Genomic DNA, 14,494 nt, shown 5'->3' with positions numbered 1-14,494 from the left:
GTCGAGATCGTGTCGATGAACCACGGTTTCGCCGTCGATCCGGCGACGCTGCCGGCCAACGCGCGCCAGACCCACGTGTCGCTGTTCGACGGCTCGAACTGCGGCATCGCGCTGACCGACCGCCCGGCCTTCTCGGTGCAGTACCATCCCGAGGCTTCGCCGGGGCCGCGCGACAGCCACTACCTCTTCCGCCGCTTCGTTGCGGCGATGGCCGAGGCGAAGGCCGCCTCAGCGCGCTAGCTCGACCGCCAAAGCGCGCATGAAATCGAGGCCGGCCGCGAGCTGCGAAATCGCGACGAATTCGTCGGGCTTGTGCGCCTGGTCGATCGAGCCGGGCCCGCAGACGATTGTCGGCAGGCCGGCGGCCTGGAAGTGCCCCGCTTCGGTGGCGTAGGAGACGGCGTTCAGAATATTCGAGCGGGTCAGCCTGAGCGCCAGCGAGGCGGCGGCATTGTCGGCCTGAGCGGCGAGCGCCGGCACGTCGACGTCCATGATCGTCTCGATCGTCGGCCCGCTGACGAAGCGGGTCAGGCGCGGCAAGGCGACCTGATCGACGAAGGCCTGGACCTTCGCCGCCGCCTCGGCCACCGACACGCCCGGCAGACCGCGGAACTCCCATTGGAAGTCGCATTGGCGGGCGAGGATGTTGCGCGCCGTGCCGCCGTGGATCACGCCGACGCAAAGCGTCGAATAGGGCGGGTCGAAGCGCGGGTCGCAAAGTTCCGCCGCTTCGTAGACGCGCGCCAGCCGGCCGATCTCGCTGACGATGTCGGCGGCGATCGCCACCGCGTTGGCGCCCAGCGCCGGCTTGGCCGAGTGCGCTTCGACGCCGGTGACGCGCGTGTGGAAGGTCGCGACGCCCTTGTGCGCGTCGGCCGCGGTCATCATCGTCGGCTCGCCGACGATCGCCAGCGCCGGGCGCGGCGTCTCATAGCCGAAACGGGCGATGAGGTCGCGCGAGCCGAGGCAGGTCGTCTCTTCGTCGTAGCTGAGCAGGATATGGATCGGCCGCTTCAGTCCGGCGGCGAGAAATTCGGGGACCATCGCCAGCGCGACGGAATCGAAGCCTTTCATGTCGCAGGCGCCGCGCCCATAGAGCCGGCCGTCGGCCTCGCGCAAGACGAACGGGTCGCCGCTCCACTTCTGGCCGTCGACCGGCACCACGTCGGTGTGGCCGGACAGGACGATTCCGCCTTCGACCGCCGGGCCGATCGTCGCCATCAGCGCCGATTTGTCGCCTGCGGAATTGGGCGCGCGCCAGGTCGCGACGCCGAGGTCTTCGAGATAGCCCTGAACGTAATCGATCAACGCGTGATTGGAGCGGTCGCTGACGGTGGCGAAGCCGACCAGGCGCTGCAGGATTTCACGGGCGCGGGCTAGACTCTCGCCGCTCATCGCGTCGGGCTCCCTCAATTCGTGGCTTGCCCTTTGGCGCGTTCGACCCTTGACCGTCGCGGCGCGCGCCGGCGCGTCAGTTCGCTCGAGGTGAGGCTCGCGCAATCGACCAGACGCCGTCGCCGCTGTCTTTGGCTAACACATTCGCGGCGCCCCACCAAGGCGCGCGGCCGGGCGCTCAGGCGTCGAGATCGGCGAAGACGCGATTGCGGCCGTCCGACTTGGCGCGATAGAGCGCGGCGTCGGCGCGCTTGAACAGGTCGGCCGCGGAGTCGCCGGCGCGTCGGCGCGCGACCCCGAACGAGGCCGTCACCTTGCCGAGCGCCGCGCCGCTGCCGAGCATCCACTTCTTCCCCTCGAGCTGGCGGCGGATCTGCTCGGCCAGCCGCGCCGCCTCGATCGGCGAAATGCCGGGCATGACGATGGCGAACTCCTCGCCGCCGAGCCGCGCGGCGAAATCGTCGCGGCGCGCCGCCGCAGCCAAAATGTCGGCGAACTGCTTGAGCACCATGTCGCCGACCGCATGGCCGAATTTGTCGTTGATCGCCTTGAAGCGGTCGAGGTCGCACATCAACAGGCACAGAGCGTCGGCGTCCTTCAACGAGAGATCGAGTTCCTCATCGAAGAAGCGCCGATTGCCGAGCCCGGTCAGCGAATCGCGCATCGCCTTGTCGTTGGCGTCGGCGAGATTGGAGCGCAACTTCTCGATTTTGTTGACCGACTCGTCGAGGCTGGCCGACAGCTCGTCCATCTTGGTCTGGATCTTGCGATTCTCTTCGATCAGCGTCAGCACCACGGCGCGGATCTCGTCCGAGGTGTTCAACTGCGGCAGGTCGACGTTGGCGCGCGCCAGCGATTCCGAATAGCCGGCGTTGGCGGTCACGTGCGCTTGCAGCAGCTTGACGATCACCGCGAGATCGGCGGCGAAGCGCTGCTCCGCGGCGTTGAGGCCGCTTTCTGCGGGCGGTTCGAGGGTGAGCATCGTCGATCCCCGACCCGCGACCTTGGCGTCGGCGAAGCCCGCCCCGACGGCGAACACGCTGAGCGCGATCATGCCGAACACGCAGGCTTCGATGAACGAATTCTCGGTCGATTGACGCCAGACGAAGCCGCCGAGCGCGACGACGCCGCACATGGCGACGATTTGCAGCGCGCGCGCAATGAAAGATCCCAATGCCACCCCCCGACCGGCTGCGCTTTCGCCGGCTTCGCCGCCCGCGCACGTCGCGCCGAAGCAGGATCGACCGCCCCCAAGCGCTCGTCCCGGCTTTCCGAACGTCCAATTGCCGCAACTCGCAGCGAAACTCAACTGGCGCCGTCCGGCTGGCGAAGGCAAGGACTCCGCATCCCCCGCCGCAGGGCGAAGGCCGGCCATCGGCGACGAATTTGGCTGCAAAAACAAGTGTAGAGAAAAGAGTGGTGGGGGAGGTAGGACTCGAACCTACGAAGGCTTAGCCAGCGGATTTACAGTCCGCCCCCTTTGCCGCTCGGGACACTCCCCCTTCGGCGCTGGGCCGGAGGCGAAAACGCCTCGGACAAGCCGAGGCGCTATCGGGCCGCCTTATCTTTCGCCTATCCCACCCTGTCAACAGCTAAAAGCGGCTCGAGAGCGCTCGACCGGCGCGGCGGAGCGCCGCGTCGCCAAGCGGCGGCAGTTGACGCAGCCTGCCAAGCGCGCCCAATCGCCGACGGCGCAGGTAGACAGACGATGGGCGAGACCAGGCCGGACGAAACCGCCGAGGCCGAACAGGCGGCGCGGCGCGTCGGCGGCCTGCCGGTGCGTTTTCGCGCCGGCGAGACCATCTTCCGCCCGGGCGATTCCGCCCGCGGCTGGATCGTCGTCGAGAGCGGCCGCGTGCGCGTCGGGCTGACCGCCGACACCGGCCGCGAAGTCGTGCTCTATCGCCTCGGCGCCGGCGATTCCTGCCTGCTCACCACCTCGGCGCTGCTGCGCCAGGAAACGATGCTGGCCGAAGCGATCGCCGAAACCGACGTCGCGGCGCGGCTGGTGCCGGTCGCCGCCTTCGAGCGGCTGCTGGCGGAGGATGCGGCGTTCCGCCGCGCCGTGTTGCGCAACTACGCCGAACGGGTCGGCGAACTCGTCGTCGTCATCCACGACGTGTTGTTCCACGCCCTGCCCGAACGACTCGCGCGCCTCCTCATCGCCCGCGCCCGCGATGGCGCGGTCGAGGCCACCCATCAGGCGATCGCCGCCGAACTCGGCAGCGCGCGCGAAGTCGTGACGCGGGCGCTCAACCGCTTCGAACGCGAAGGCCTCATTCGCGTCGAACGCGCCCACATCGTCATCGTCGACCCAGACCGCCTCGCCCGAGCGAGCGCGACGCAAGGGTGACGAGGTCACAGACGCGCCGTTTCCTCCGTCCTAGGTTCCGCCGCGCCATCGGAGCCAGGAGAGATTTATGACGATCAATGTCGGAACCATCGACCGCGTCCTGCGCGTCATCGTCGGACTGGCGCTGATCGCGTTCGCGCTCGGCTTGTTCTGGCCAGCGACGGGCTGGAACTGGGTCGGCTGGATCGGAATCATCCCGCTCGCGACCGGCGCCGTCGGCTCGTGCCCGCTCTACAGCGTGCTCGGCCTGACGACCTGCGCCATGCCGAAGAAGGTCTGAGCGGCGGCGTCGCGATCATTTCCGGGCGTCCGTCACAAGATCTCGTTGTGGAAGCCCAGGCGCTTGACGCTGCGGCCCCAGTCGATCTTTTCGACGGCGCGCACCTCGATCGAGAACCCCTCGCCGGCGCGGACCCGCATCGCGTCGACGAACGCCGAGGTTTCGGCCGGCGTCAGCGACGCGCGCCCGCCGATCTCGACGACCAGCGTCGCCGGGCCGGTCTGCCGGACTCGATATTCGTCGAGCGGCGCGATCGCCGTCATGTCGCCGGCGCGGATATGGATGCGCAGCAGACGACCGTCGGGATGTTTCAGCAGGCCCTTGGTGCGGCCGACGATGTTGGACAGCGTCGGCCCGTCGTGGCCGCACGGGCAGCGTTCGGCAAGCGCGGCGAGATCGCCGATCTCGTAACGGATGAACGGCGTCGCGTAGGAATGGAGATGGGTCAAGAGGACTTCGCCGACCGCCGACCCGTCGACGGCGAGCCGCTCTTCGCCGACCGTCTCGACGATCACATTGCTGGTCGCGACATGGAAATGGCCGACGCAGCGATCGCATTCAAAGGCGATCGGGCCGACTTCCTCGCATGAGTAGGTCTCGCGCGCCGGCACGCCGACCTCGGCGAAGCGCCGACGAACCTCAGGATCGAGCGGCTCGGCGATGAGGACGAGCATCGCCAGTCCGGCGCGTTTGAATTCGATCGGCTCCACACGCTGCAGCAGCGACTCGAGCGCGCTCGGAGACGTCGCGAGATAGCCGATCGGCTCCTTCTTCATCTCGGCCCACATCCGATCGATGTCGGGACGAAGAATATCCATGCGTCTGCTGCCGCCGGCTTTGATGTAGGGCGCGAGCGCGGCGAGCCACGACCTCTCGCGCTCGACCGCCAAACCGCCTTCGATCATCTTTTTCGAAGACTTGATCCGGGTCCGGTTCAAGGTGAGATCGCGGCCTTCGAGGAGATACTGCGCAATCGAGCGAAGGGCGTTGTAGTTCCCGTTCATTTCCGAAATGAAGAACGACACCGGCTCGCCCGACGACCCCGAGCTCGCATGCGTCTTGACGGCGATTCGATCGGCGGGGCCGAGCAGCGCGCCCTCCCGGCTCACTTGGTCGCGCAGATCGGCGCGAGAGAGAATCGGCAACTTGGCCAATGCCTTCTCCGCGCCGATGCGGCTGCGCCAGAACGGCGAGCGATCCGTCGCGTGGCGCAGCAGGTTGGCGGTCTGGGCGGCCTGCCACGCCGCCCGCGATGGCGCCGTTCACCTGGACCGGCTGCTACGTCGGCGTTCACGCGGGCATTGATTGGGGCAACTCGAACTGGACTCCGACGACGGATGTCTGGGACATGCCGAGCGCCGGCATGAACACCAACGGCGGCATCGGCGGCGCACAAGCCGGCTGCAACTATCAAATGCAGAATTTCGTTCTCGGCGTCGAAGGCGAAGTGTGGGGCTCCGGACTGACCGGCTCCACTTCGTTCAACGACTTCGAAGGCACGGAAACGCTGAAGACGAGCAGCGACGTCGCCGGCGATCTGGCCGCGCGCTTCGGCTATGCGCTCGACCACGCGCTCGTGTTCGGCAAGATCGGCGTCGCTTGGGCGCATTATAAGTTCAGCGACACCTACAGCTTCACCTTCGACACCGAGGGCGGACCGGTCACCGAAAGAGAGTCCGCCGCGGGCGCCGCGACCTACACCGGCCTGCTGCTCGGCGTCGGCGTCGAATACGCGCTCGACGCCCATTGGAGCATCAAGGGCGAATACGACTACATCAATTACGGCAGCAAGAACGTCGCGATGACCGGCAATTTCGACTACATCGCCGCCATCAAGAACTACGAGAACATCGTCGAGGTCGGCGCCAACTACCGCTTCTGAGTCGACGCCGCCGAATTCCAGCGCCGCTCCGCATTGGCGGGGCGGCGCTTCTTTTTTGTCCAGCGCGCGGCGGCCGGCGCCCAGCCCGCCGACAGTTTGCCGTTAACCGTTCCGGCGCCATGGTGCCGGCATGTCTGCGCCGCATCGCCAATCGCCGCCGCTGTCGCAAGTCCTGCGCGACCCGCGCCTGGCGCTGATGCTGGCGCTCGGCTTCTCCTCCGGCCTGCCGTTCCTGCTCATCTTCTCCACCCAATCGGTATGGCTGCGCGAAGCCGGCGTGTCGCGCTCGGCGATCGGGCTGATGAGCTACGCCGCGCTCGCCTTCGCCTTCAAGTTCGCCTGGGCGCCGATCATCGACCGCTTCGATCCGCCCGGCTTCGGCGCGCTGCTCGGCCGCCGGCGCGGCTGGATGCTCGCCGCCCAGATCGGCGTCGCGCTCGGCCTCGCCGGCCTCGCCTTCGGCGATCCCGCGCAGGCGCTGACCTGGAACGTCGTCTTCGCCTTCCTCACCGCCTTCGCCGCCGCAACCCAGGACGCGACGATCGACGGCTGGCGCATCGACGCGGCGCCGCCCGAGCGGCAAGGCATGATGGCGGCGATCTATCAGCTCGGCTATCGGCTGGCGATGCTGTGCGCCGGCGCCGGCGCGCTCTACCTCGCCGATTTCGTCAGCTGGCGCGCCGCCTATCTCGCCATGGCGGGCTTGATGGTCGTGGGAATCGGCGGCTGCCTGCTGTCGCCGCGGCTCGATTCGCCGCCGCGCGAGGCCGCGGCGCGGGTCGCGGCGTTCGGCGAGCCGCTCGCCGATCTCGTCCGCCGCTACGGCGCGACGCTCGTCGTCATCCTCGCGCTGGTGGCGATCTACCGGCTGCCCGACTTCGTCTCCGGCGTGATGGCCAATCCGCTCTACATCGATCTCGGCTTCTCCAAGTCCGACATCGCCACCGTCTCCAAGCTTTACGGCGTGTGGATCGGCATGGCGGGCGCGTTCGGCGGCGGGGTCGCGGTGGCGCGGCTCGGCCGGATGCCGAGCTTGCTGATCGGCGGCTTCGCCGCCTCCGCCTCGCACCTGACGCTGGCCTATCTCGCCGCCTCGGGCGCGCAAATGTCGCTGCTGACGCTTGCCGTCAGCGTCGAGAGCTTCGCCTCGGGCTTCGCCGGCGCGGCGCTGATCGCCTCCATGTCGTCGCTGGTCTCGCCCGCCTTCGCCGCGACGCAATACGCGCTGCTGTCCTCGCTCTACGCGCTGCCGGGCAAATTCGTCGGCGGCCTCTCCGGCGTGATGGTCGACGCGTTCGGCTACGTCCGATTCTTCATCGCCACGGCGACGATCGGCATACCGGTCGTCGTGCTGACGCTGATCGTCTGGCGGCTGGCCGCGCGCGATTCGCAATCGCAATCTACCTAGCGCCGTCATGACCGTCCCCGGACTTGATCCGGGGATTGACCCGGTCATCCAGGCGCCGAAGCAAGCGCGGCGCGCTCGTCGCTTCCGCGCACAGCCGTCGCCGTCACGGCTTGGATGGCCGGGTCAATCCCCGGATCAAGTCCGGGGACGGCCATGACGACCGCGAAGCCTTAATCGACGTCCTCGACCTGCACCGTGCGCCCGGAGAGGCGCTGGGCGAGCGAGGCCTCCATGAACGGATCGAGGTCGCCGTCGAGCACTTCGGCGGGCGTCCCCGAGGTGTGGCCGGTGCGCAGGTCTTTGACCATCTGGTAGGGCTGCAGCACGTAGGAACGGATCTGGTGGCCCCAGCCGATGTCGGTCTTCGAGGCGGCGTCGGCGGTCGCCTTGGCTTCCTTGATCTCGAGTTCGCGCTCGTAGAGCCGGGCGCGCAGCATGTTCCAGGCGGTGGCGCGGTTCTTGTGCTGCGAGCGCTCCTGCTGGCAGGCGACGACGATGCCGGTCGGGATGTGGGTGATGCGCACCGCCGACTCGGTCTTGTTGACGTGCTGGCCGCCGGCGCCGGAAGCGCGGTAAGTGTCGATGCGGCAATCGCCCTCGTTGACGTCGATCTGGATGCGGTCGTCGACCACCGGATAGACCCACACCGAGGCGAAGCTGGTGTGGCGGCGCGCGTTGGCGTCGAACGGCGAAATGCGCACCAGCCGGTGGACGCCCGACTCGGTCTTCAGCCAGCCGTGCGCGTTATGGCCCTTGATGACAATGGTCGCCGACTTGACGCCGGCCTCGTCGCCGGCGGTCTCTTCGAGCACCTCGACATCGAATTTGCGCCGTTCGCCCCAGCGCACGTACATGCGCAGCAGCATGCGCGCCCAGTCGCAGCTTTCGGTGCCGCCGGCGCCGGAATGCACCTCGACGTAGGAATCCAGACCGTCCGCCTCGCCCGACAGCAGCGCCTCGAGTTCGCGGCGCTCGCCTTCCGCCTTCAGCGCCCTGAGCTGCGCCAGGCCTTCGTTCTCGGTCTCGGAATCGCCCTCCTGCTCGCCGAGCTCGACCAGCGTCGCCGCGTCGTCGAGTTCGCGCTCGATCTTGGCGAGCGATCCCAGCCGATCCTGCAGCATCGTCCGCTCGCGCATTAGCTTCTGCGCGGCGTCCGGCTTGGTCCACAGCTCAGGATCTTCGGATTTGGCGTTCAGTTCGGCGAGGCGGCGCGTCGCGGCATCGACGTCAAAGATGCCTCCTCAGCAGTCCCAAGGACTGCTTGATCGTCTCGACCAGCTGTTCGGCTTCGGCGCGCATCGGCAGGGAATCCTCGATTGGCGGGGCAACCTAGTGGGCGAACGCCGCGATGTAAACGCGCGCCGCGGCGCGCTCGTCCGCAGGTCCGCTTGCCATCGCGCAGTAAATCTATTAAACATATAGATATAGAAAAGAGATTACGCCACAAGCGATCGAGCAAGGATCAGTCGGCATGCGATTCCTCACTGTCTTGCGTTCCCTTGGTTGGCTCGCCGGGTTCGCCGTCCTTGCGGCGACAGCCGCGACGACCGCCGCGCGCGCCGACGTCACGCTGCTCAACGTCTCCTACGACCCGACGCGCGAACTCTATAAGGCGATCAACGCCGCCTTCGCCGCCGAGTGGAAGACGAAGACCGGCGAGGCGGTGACGATCCAAAACTCGCACGGCGGCTCCGGCGCCCAGGCGCGCGCGGTGATCGACGGGCTCGAGGCCGACGTCGTGACGCTGGCGCTCGCCGCCGACATCGACGCGATCGCCGCCAAGACGGGCAAGATCCCGGCCGACTGGCAGAAGCGGCTGCCGAACAATTCGGCGCCCTACACGTCGACGATCGTGTTCCTCGTGCACAAGGGCAATCCCAAGGGCATCCACGACTGGGACGATCTCGTGAAGCCCGGCGTTTCGGTGATCACCCCCAATCCCAAGACCTCCGGCGGCGCGCGCTGGAACTATCTCGCCGCCTGGGCCTACGGCGAAAAGAAGTTCGGCGGCGACGAGGCCAAGACCAAGGACTTCGTCGCGGCGATCTACAAAAACGCGCCGGTGCTCGACACCGGCGCGCGCGGCTCGACCATCACCTTCGCCCAGAGAGGCCTCGGCGACGTGCTGATCGCCTGGGAAAACGACGCCTTCCTGGCCAGCGAGGAGTTCGGCAAGGACCAGTTCGAGATTGTCGCGCCGTCGCTGTCGATTCTCGCCGAGCCGCCGGTGTCGGTGGTCGACGCCAACGTCGACGCCAAGGGCGCGCGCAAGCAGGCGGAAGCCTATCTGCAGTTCCTCTATTCGCCGACGGCGCAGGCGATCATCGCCAAGAACTATTTCCGCCCCGCTCATCCCGAATTCGCCGATCCAGCCGATCTCAAGCGCTTTCCCACGCTCAACCTCGTCACCATCGACGGCGCCTTCGGCGGCTGGAAAAAGGCGCAGGCGACCCATTTCGCCGACGGCGGCGTGTTCGACCAGATCCAGAAGGCGGGGCATTAGAACATGGCCCGTTCCCGTCGAATCATCTCCACCGTCATTGCGAGCAACGCGAAGCAATCCAGACTCAGGGATTGCGGCGGTTGCTTCGTCTGGATCGCTTCGCTGTCGCTCGTGATGACGACTGAGAGCAGCGCTGTCCAAATACGACGCGCGCCGACCTCATGACCCTGTCGATCGCCGGCCTCGCGTTTAAGAAGCCGAGCGCGCTGCCCGGCTTCGCGCCGGCGCTCGGCTTCACGCTCGTCTACTTGACGCTGATCGTCCTGCTGCCGCTCGGCGCGCTGGTCGCCAAAGCCTCGTCGCTCGGTTTTGCCGGCCTGTGGGCGGTCGCGATGGAGCCGCGCGTGCTGGCGGCGCTGAAGACGACCTTCGGCGTCGCGTTCGCCGCCGCGCTGATCGACGTCGTCTTCGGCGCGGTCGTCGCCTGGACGCTGACGCGCTACCGCTTCCCCGGCCGCCGGCTCGCCGACGCGCTGGTCGATCTCCCCTTCGCGCTGCCGACCGCGGTCGCCGGCATCGCGCTCGCCGCGCTCTATGCGCCCAACGGCTGGCTCGGCGCGCCGCTCGCCGCGATCGGCGTCAAGATCGCCTTCACCCGCTGGGGCATCCTCGTCGCCTTGACCTTCGTCGGCCTGCCGTTCGTCGTGCGCACCGTCCAACCCCTGATCGAGGAGCTGGACAAGGAGCTGGAGGAGGCCTCGGCGACGCTCGGCGCCTCGCGGCTGCGAACCCTCCTGCGCGTCGCGTTGCCGCCGCTCGTCCCGGCCCTGCTCACCGGCCTCGCGCTCGCCTTCGCGCGCGGCGTCGGCGAATACGGCTCGGTGATCTTCATCGCCGGCAACATCGCCTACGTCTCCGAGATCGCGCCGCTGCTGGTCGTCGTCAAGCTCGAGGAATACGACTACGCGGGAGCGACCGGCGTCGCCGCGATCATGCTCGCCGTCTCCTTCGTCATGTTGCTGACGATCAATCTCCTTCACGCCTGGAGTCGCCGGAGGCTCGGCGATGTCTGAGATCGGCCTCCCGACCGTCCTGCTCAGTCCGCGCGCGGTCGCCAGCGAATCGCCCGGCGCCCGCCGGCTGCTGATCGCCGTCGCGCTGGGCTTCCTGACGCTGTTCCTCGTCCTGCCGCTGGCGATCGTCTTCAGCGAAGCCCTGTCGCACGGCCCCGCCGCCTATGTCACGGCGCTCTTCGACCCCGACGCGCGCGCCGCGATCGCGCTCACCCTCACGGTGGCGGCGATCGTCGTGCCGCTCAACGCCGCCTTCGGAATCGCCGCGGCCTGGGCGATCGCCAAATTCGACTTCGTCGGCAAGAACCTGCTGATCACCCTCGTCGACCTGCCGCTGTCGGTGTCGCCGGTGGTCGCCGGCCTCGTCTTCGTGCTGACGTTCGGCGCCCAGGGGCTGCTCGGGCCATGGACGGCCGCGCACGGTCTGCACGTCATCTTCGCGCTGCCAGGCGTCGCGCTGGCGACGCTGTTCGTCACTTTCCCCTTCGTCGCGCGCGAGCTCATTCCGCTGATGCAGCAACTGGGCTCGGCGGAGGAAGAAGTCGCGCTGACTCTGGGGGCGAGCGGCTGGAAGACCTTCCTCACCGTGACCCTGCCGAACGTCAAATGGGCGCTGCTCTACGGCGTGCTGCTGTGCGACGCGCGCGCGATGGGCGAGTTCGGCGCGGTCTCCGTGGTTTCCGGCCACATCCGCGGCCTCACCAACACCATCCCCCTCCAGGTGGAGATCCTCTATAATGAGTATGATGTCGCCGGAGCTTTCGCGCTCGCCTCCCTCCTCGCCTTTCTCGCCTTGGTCACCCTCGGCTTCAAGTCCTGGCTCGAGTGGCGAAGCGACAGGGGAATCGCGCGCCAAGCCGCGCGATGACCGCCGCACGACCGAGGCGCCCCGCGCCGCCGGCCAGCGCATCGCGATCGCCGGCGTCAGCAAGCGCTTCGGCGACCAGACGGTCCTCTCGGGGATCGACCTGACGATCGAACCGGGCGAGCTCGTCGCGCTGCTTGGACCCTCGGGCTGCGGCAAGACCACGCTGCTGCGGGTCATCGCCGGGCTCGAGACCGCCGACAGCGGCCGGCTCAGCTTCGGCGACGACGACGCGACGCGGCTGACGGTGCAGGAGCGGCGGGTCGGTTTCGTCTTCCAGTCCTACGCTCTGTTCCGCCACATGACGGTCGCCGCCAACATCGCCTACGGCCTGACCGTCAGGCCGCGTCGCGCGCGGCCGAGCCGGCGCGAAATCGCGCGGCGGGTCGACGAGCTCATCGACATGATGCAGCTTCCCGGCCTCGGCGCGCGTTATCCGGCGCAATTGTCGGGCGGCCAGCGCCAGCGCGTCGCGCTCGCCCGCGCGATGGCGATCGAGCCGCGCGTGCTGCTGCTCGACGAGCCGTTCGGCGCGCTCGACGCCAAGGTGCGCAAGGAGCTGCGCCTGTGGCTGCGCGAAATCCACGACCGCACCGGGCTGACGACCGTCTTCGTCACCCACGACCAGAGCGAGGCGATGGATCTCGCCGACCGCGTCGCCGTGCTCAACGCCGGCCGCATCGAGCAGGTCGGAACGCCGCACGAGGTCAGCCAAGCCCCGGCGACGCCGTTCGTGCGCGAATTCCTCGCCTGAAGTGACTGTAGGCGCGATCGGGGATCGCGCCGACGCGGCCAGCGGCCGCGTCTACACAATGGCGGCCAGAGGCCGCGTCTACAGGCTGCTAGTAGAGCCCGCCAGGCCCCGTCCCGACCGCCTTCTCGACGTCGGGCGAGAAGCCGTTGGGGTCGGTCGGACTGTCGCCGAAATAGGCCTCGGGCGGCGAAGTGCCGGGCTTGAACGCTTCGATGATCGAGCCGGGGCCGCTCGAGCGCATGCCGCTGTGGGCGTCGACCGAGATCAGCTTGAGGCCGGGCGGCACGCGGAACGGCGTGTCGGGCGTGTCTTTCAGCGCCAGCTTCATGAAGTCGCGGAAAATCGGCGCGGTGTAGAGCGCGGCCTGGGCGCTGTCGCCGAGCGAACGCGGCTTGTCGTAGCCCATGAACACGCCGAAGGCGAGGTTGGGCGAATAGCCGACGAACCACAGGTCCTTGGCCTCGTTGGTGGTGCCCGTCTTGCCGGCCAGATGCTTGCCCAGTTCCCTGATGCCGGCGCCGGCCGCCGTGCCGCGCTGGATGACGCCCTCCATGATCGAGGTGATCTGGTAGGCGGTGAGCGGATCGATCACCTGCTCGCGCTTGTCGATCAGCTTGGGTTCGTCCTGGTTGTCCCATTTGGCCGCGTCGCAGCCTGGGCAGATGCGCTCGTCGTGCTTGTAGATCGTGTTGCCCCAGCGGTCCTGGATGCGGTCGATCAGCGTCGCCTTGATGCGCTTGCCGCCGTTGTCGAACATCGAATAGGCGGTGACCATGCGCAGCACCGTCGTCTCGCCGGCGCCGATCGACATCGACAGATAGGGCGGCAAATTGTCGTAGACGCCGAAGCGCTTGGCGTATTCGACGACCAGCGGCATGCCGATGTCGCGGGCGAGACGCACCGTCATCTGGTTGATCGAGTGCTCGACGCCGAAGCGCAAGGTGTGCGGTCCGCCAGACTTGCCCTCGAAGTTCTGCGGCGTCCAGATTTCGCCGTTGCCCTGGTCGATCGAGATCGGCTCGTCGAGCTCGATCGACGACGGCGTGTAGCCGTTGTCGAGCGCGGCGGCGTAAACGATCGGCTTGAACGACGAACCCGGCTGGCGCATCGCCTGGGTGGCGCGGTTGAACTCGGATAGGTCGTAGGAGAAGCCGCCGACCATCGCCAGCACGCGGCCGGTGAACGGATCCATCGCCACGCAGGCGCCTGAGACCTCCGGAATCTGGCGCAGGCGAAACTCGCCGGCCTTGTCGGCGACCGGCTCGACGTAGACGACGTCGCCGGACTTGGCGAGCGCCCTCGGCTTCTTTCCCGTCCACTTCATCCCGTCGGGGCTGACGATTCCGGTTTCGCGTTGCGCGCTCAGCGCGCCCGACTTGTCGCGCTCCGGCTGCAAGCCGATCCGCAGCGCGGTGTCGGAGACGTCGAGCACCACCGCGAGCCGCCACGGCTTGATGTCGCCGTATTCGGGAATGTCGCCGAGCGGCACGCCCCAGTCCTGGCCGAGGTCGATCGTCTTGACCGTGCCGTGCCAACCGTGCGCCTCGTCGTAGTGCACCAGCCCGTCGACCAGCGCCTTTCGCGCCATCAGTTGCAGCTTGGGATCGAGCGTCGTGCGCACCGACAGGCCGCCCTCGTAGAGCTTCTGCTCGCCGTAGCGCTCGGAAAGCTCGCGCCGCACTTCCTCGGCGAAGAAGCCGGCGGCGATCGAATTGGGGGTCTGCACCCGCGGGGTGACGACCAGCGGCTCGGCGCGGGCGGCCTTCGCCTGCTCGGCGGTGATATAGCCGTCCTCGGCCATGCGGCCGATCACGTAATTGCGCCGTTCGACGGCGCGGTCGTGGTTGCGGAACGGATTGAGCGCGCTCGGCTCCTTCGGCAGCGCGGCGAGATAGGCGACCTCTGCGATCGACAATTCATGCACCGACTTGTCGAAATAGCCGAGCGCGGAAGCGGCGACGCCGTAGTTGCCGAGGCCGAGATAGATTTCGTTGAGATAGAGCTCGAGGATCTTGTCCTTGGAATAGGCGGACTCGATGCG

13 protein-coding genes, 1 tRNA gene and 1 pseudogene are annotated in these 14,494 nt (G+C 67.8%); 9 read left to right on the top strand and 6 right to left on the bottom strand.

What is annotated here, in order from left to right; all coding sequences use genetic code 11:
- Window positions 1-240 (top strand): glutamine amidotransferase-related protein (locus ABSF49_RS14480; RefSeq protein ID WP_424113362.1); only part of this gene is annotated, 240 nt, incomplete at its 5' end.
- On the opposite strand, the gene argE is transcribed toward ABSF49_RS14480, so the two are convergent.
- From argE to ABSF49_RS14465, 3 genes are all read right to left on the bottom strand, one after another.
- Window positions 229-1,395 carry an acetylornithine deacetylase gene (gene argE / locus ABSF49_RS14475; protein WP_424113361.1) on the bottom strand — a complete coding sequence of 389 codons (1,167 nt, stop codon included), beginning with the start codon at window positions 1,393-1,395 and terminating at the stop codon, window positions 229-231. The genes ABSF49_RS14480 and argE overlap by 12 nt on opposite strands.
- Before the next feature lie 178 nt (window positions 1,396-1,573).
- Complete coding sequence (locus ABSF49_RS14470) at window positions 1,574-2,569, bottom strand: GGDEF domain-containing protein (RefSeq protein WP_424113360.1); 996 nt, start codon at window positions 2,567-2,569, stop codon at window positions 1,574-1,576.
- 243 nt (window positions 2,570-2,812) lie between these two features.
- Window positions 2,813-2,897, bottom strand: a tRNA-Tyr gene (locus ABSF49_RS14465).
- Between the two features lie 206 nt (window positions 2,898-3,103).
- Between ABSF49_RS14465 and ABSF49_RS14460 the strand changes: the two genes are divergently transcribed.
- Entirely contained in the window at window positions 3,104-3,748 is a 645-nt protein-coding gene (locus tag ABSF49_RS14460; RefSeq protein WP_424113359.1) for a Crp/Fnr family transcriptional regulator, read from the top strand.
- A gap of 67 nt (window positions 3,749-3,815) precedes the next feature.
- Complete coding sequence (locus tag ABSF49_RS14455) at window positions 3,816-4,028, top strand: YgaP family membrane protein (RefSeq protein ID WP_424113358.1); 213 nt, start codon at window positions 3,816-3,818, stop codon at window positions 4,026-4,028.
- Window positions 4,029-4,060: 32 nt separating this feature from the next.
- On the opposite strand, the gene ABSF49_RS14450 is transcribed toward ABSF49_RS14455, so the two are convergent.
- Window positions 4,061-5,182 carry a phenylacetate--CoA ligase family protein gene (locus ABSF49_RS14450; RefSeq protein WP_424113357.1) on the bottom strand — a complete coding sequence of 374 codons (1,122 nt, stop codon included), beginning with the start codon at window positions 5,180-5,182 and terminating at the stop codon, window positions 4,061-4,063.
- A gap of 98 nt (window positions 5,183-5,280) precedes the next feature.
- Here ABSF49_RS14450 and ABSF49_RS14445 point away from each other — a divergent pair, with 98 nt between their 5' ends.
- Both ABSF49_RS14445 and ABSF49_RS14440 read left to right on the top strand, forming a co-directional pair.
- Window positions 5,281-5,910, top strand: coding sequence for an outer membrane protein (locus ABSF49_RS14445; protein WP_424113356.1), 630 nt, complete (start codon window positions 5,281-5,283; stop codon window positions 5,908-5,910).
- 130 nt (window positions 5,911-6,040) lie between these two features.
- Window positions 6,041-7,318 carry an AmpG family muropeptide MFS transporter gene (locus ABSF49_RS14440; protein WP_424113355.1) on the top strand — a complete coding sequence of 426 codons (1,278 nt, stop codon included), beginning with the start codon at window positions 6,041-6,043 and terminating at the stop codon, window positions 7,316-7,318.
- 170 nt (window positions 7,319-7,488) lie between these two features.
- Here ABSF49_RS14440 and prfB read toward each other — a convergent pair.
- A protein-coding gene (prfB, locus tag ABSF49_RS14435; RefSeq protein ID WP_424113354.1) for a peptide chain release factor 2 occupies window positions 7,489-8,617 on the bottom strand; the annotation gives its coding sequence in 2 pieces (ribosomal slippage) (window positions 7,489-8,547 and window positions 8,549-8,617; 1,128 coding nt in all).
- Between the two features lie 172 nt (window positions 8,618-8,789).
- On the opposite strand from prfB, the gene ABSF49_RS14430 reads away from it, so the two are divergent.
- From ABSF49_RS14430 to ABSF49_RS14415, 4 genes and pseudogenes are all read left to right on the top strand, one after another.
- On the top strand, window positions 8,790-9,821 hold the full coding sequence (locus ABSF49_RS14430) for a sulfate ABC transporter substrate-binding protein (protein ID WP_424113353.1): 1,032 nt from the start codon (window positions 8,790-8,792) through the stop codon (window positions 9,819-9,821).
- A 161-nt stretch (window positions 9,822-9,982) separates the two neighbouring features.
- The gene (gene cysT / locus ABSF49_RS14425) at window positions 9,983-10,834 is read left to right on the top strand and encodes a sulfate ABC transporter permease subunit CysT (protein ID WP_424113352.1); all 852 of its coding nucleotides are present in this window, start codon (window positions 9,983-9,985) and stop codon (window positions 10,832-10,834) included.
- Complete coding sequence (gene cysW / locus ABSF49_RS14420; RefSeq protein WP_424113351.1) at window positions 10,827-11,702, top strand: sulfate ABC transporter permease subunit CysW; 876 nt, start codon at window positions 10,827-10,829, stop codon at window positions 11,700-11,702. Before cysT ends, cysW begins: the two co-directional genes overlap by 8 nt.
- Before the next feature lie 40 nt (window positions 11,703-11,742).
- Window positions 11,743-12,447, top strand: a pseudogene (locus ABSF49_RS14415) (sulfate/molybdate ABC transporter ATP-binding protein); the annotation flags it as partial.
- 94 nt (window positions 12,448-12,541) lie between these two features.
- On the opposite strand, the gene ABSF49_RS14410 reads toward ABSF49_RS14415, so the two are convergent.
- Window positions 12,542-14,494, bottom strand: a 1,953-nt coding sequence (locus tag ABSF49_RS14410) for a penicillin-binding protein 1A (RefSeq protein ID WP_424113350.1), incomplete at its 5' end; no start/stop codon positions are given.

It is taken from the genome of Roseiarcus sp. (genome assembly GCF_049514155.1).
Classification (GTDB): Bacteria; Pseudomonadota; Alphaproteobacteria; order Rhizobiales; family Beijerinckiaceae; genus Roseiarcus.
Note: the sequence above shows the minus strand (reverse complement) of the source record. Positions and strands in the feature narration are given on the sequence as shown.

Coding starts and splice junctions, on each gene's coding strand:
- ABSF49_RS14445 (WP_424113356.1), top strand. CDS start 5,281: ATGGCGCCGTTCACCTGGACCGGCTGCTACGTCGGCGTTCACGCGGGC.
- ABSF49_RS14460 (WP_424113359.1), top strand. CDS start 3,104: ATGGGCGAGACCAGGCCGGACGAAACCGCCGAGGCCGAACAGGCGGCG.
- cysT (WP_424113352.1), top strand. CDS start 9,983: ATGACCCTGTCGATCGCCGGCCTCGCGTTTAAGAAGCCGAGCGCGCTG.
- ABSF49_RS14455 (WP_424113358.1), top strand. CDS start 3,816: ATGACGATCAATGTCGGAACCATCGACCGCGTCCTGCGCGTCATCGTC.
- argE (WP_424113361.1), bottom strand. CDS start 1,395: ATGAGCGGCGAGAGTCTAGCCCGCGCCCGTGAAATCCTGCAGCGCCTG.
- ABSF49_RS14440 (WP_424113355.1), top strand. CDS start 6,041: ATGTCTGCGCCGCATCGCCAATCGCCGCCGCTGTCGCAAGTCCTGCGC.
- ABSF49_RS14430 (WP_424113353.1), top strand. CDS start 8,790: ATGCGATTCCTCACTGTCTTGCGTTCCCTTGGTTGGCTCGCCGGGTTC.
- cysW (WP_424113351.1), top strand. CDS start 10,827: ATGTCTGAGATCGGCCTCCCGACCGTCCTGCTCAGTCCGCGCGCGGTC.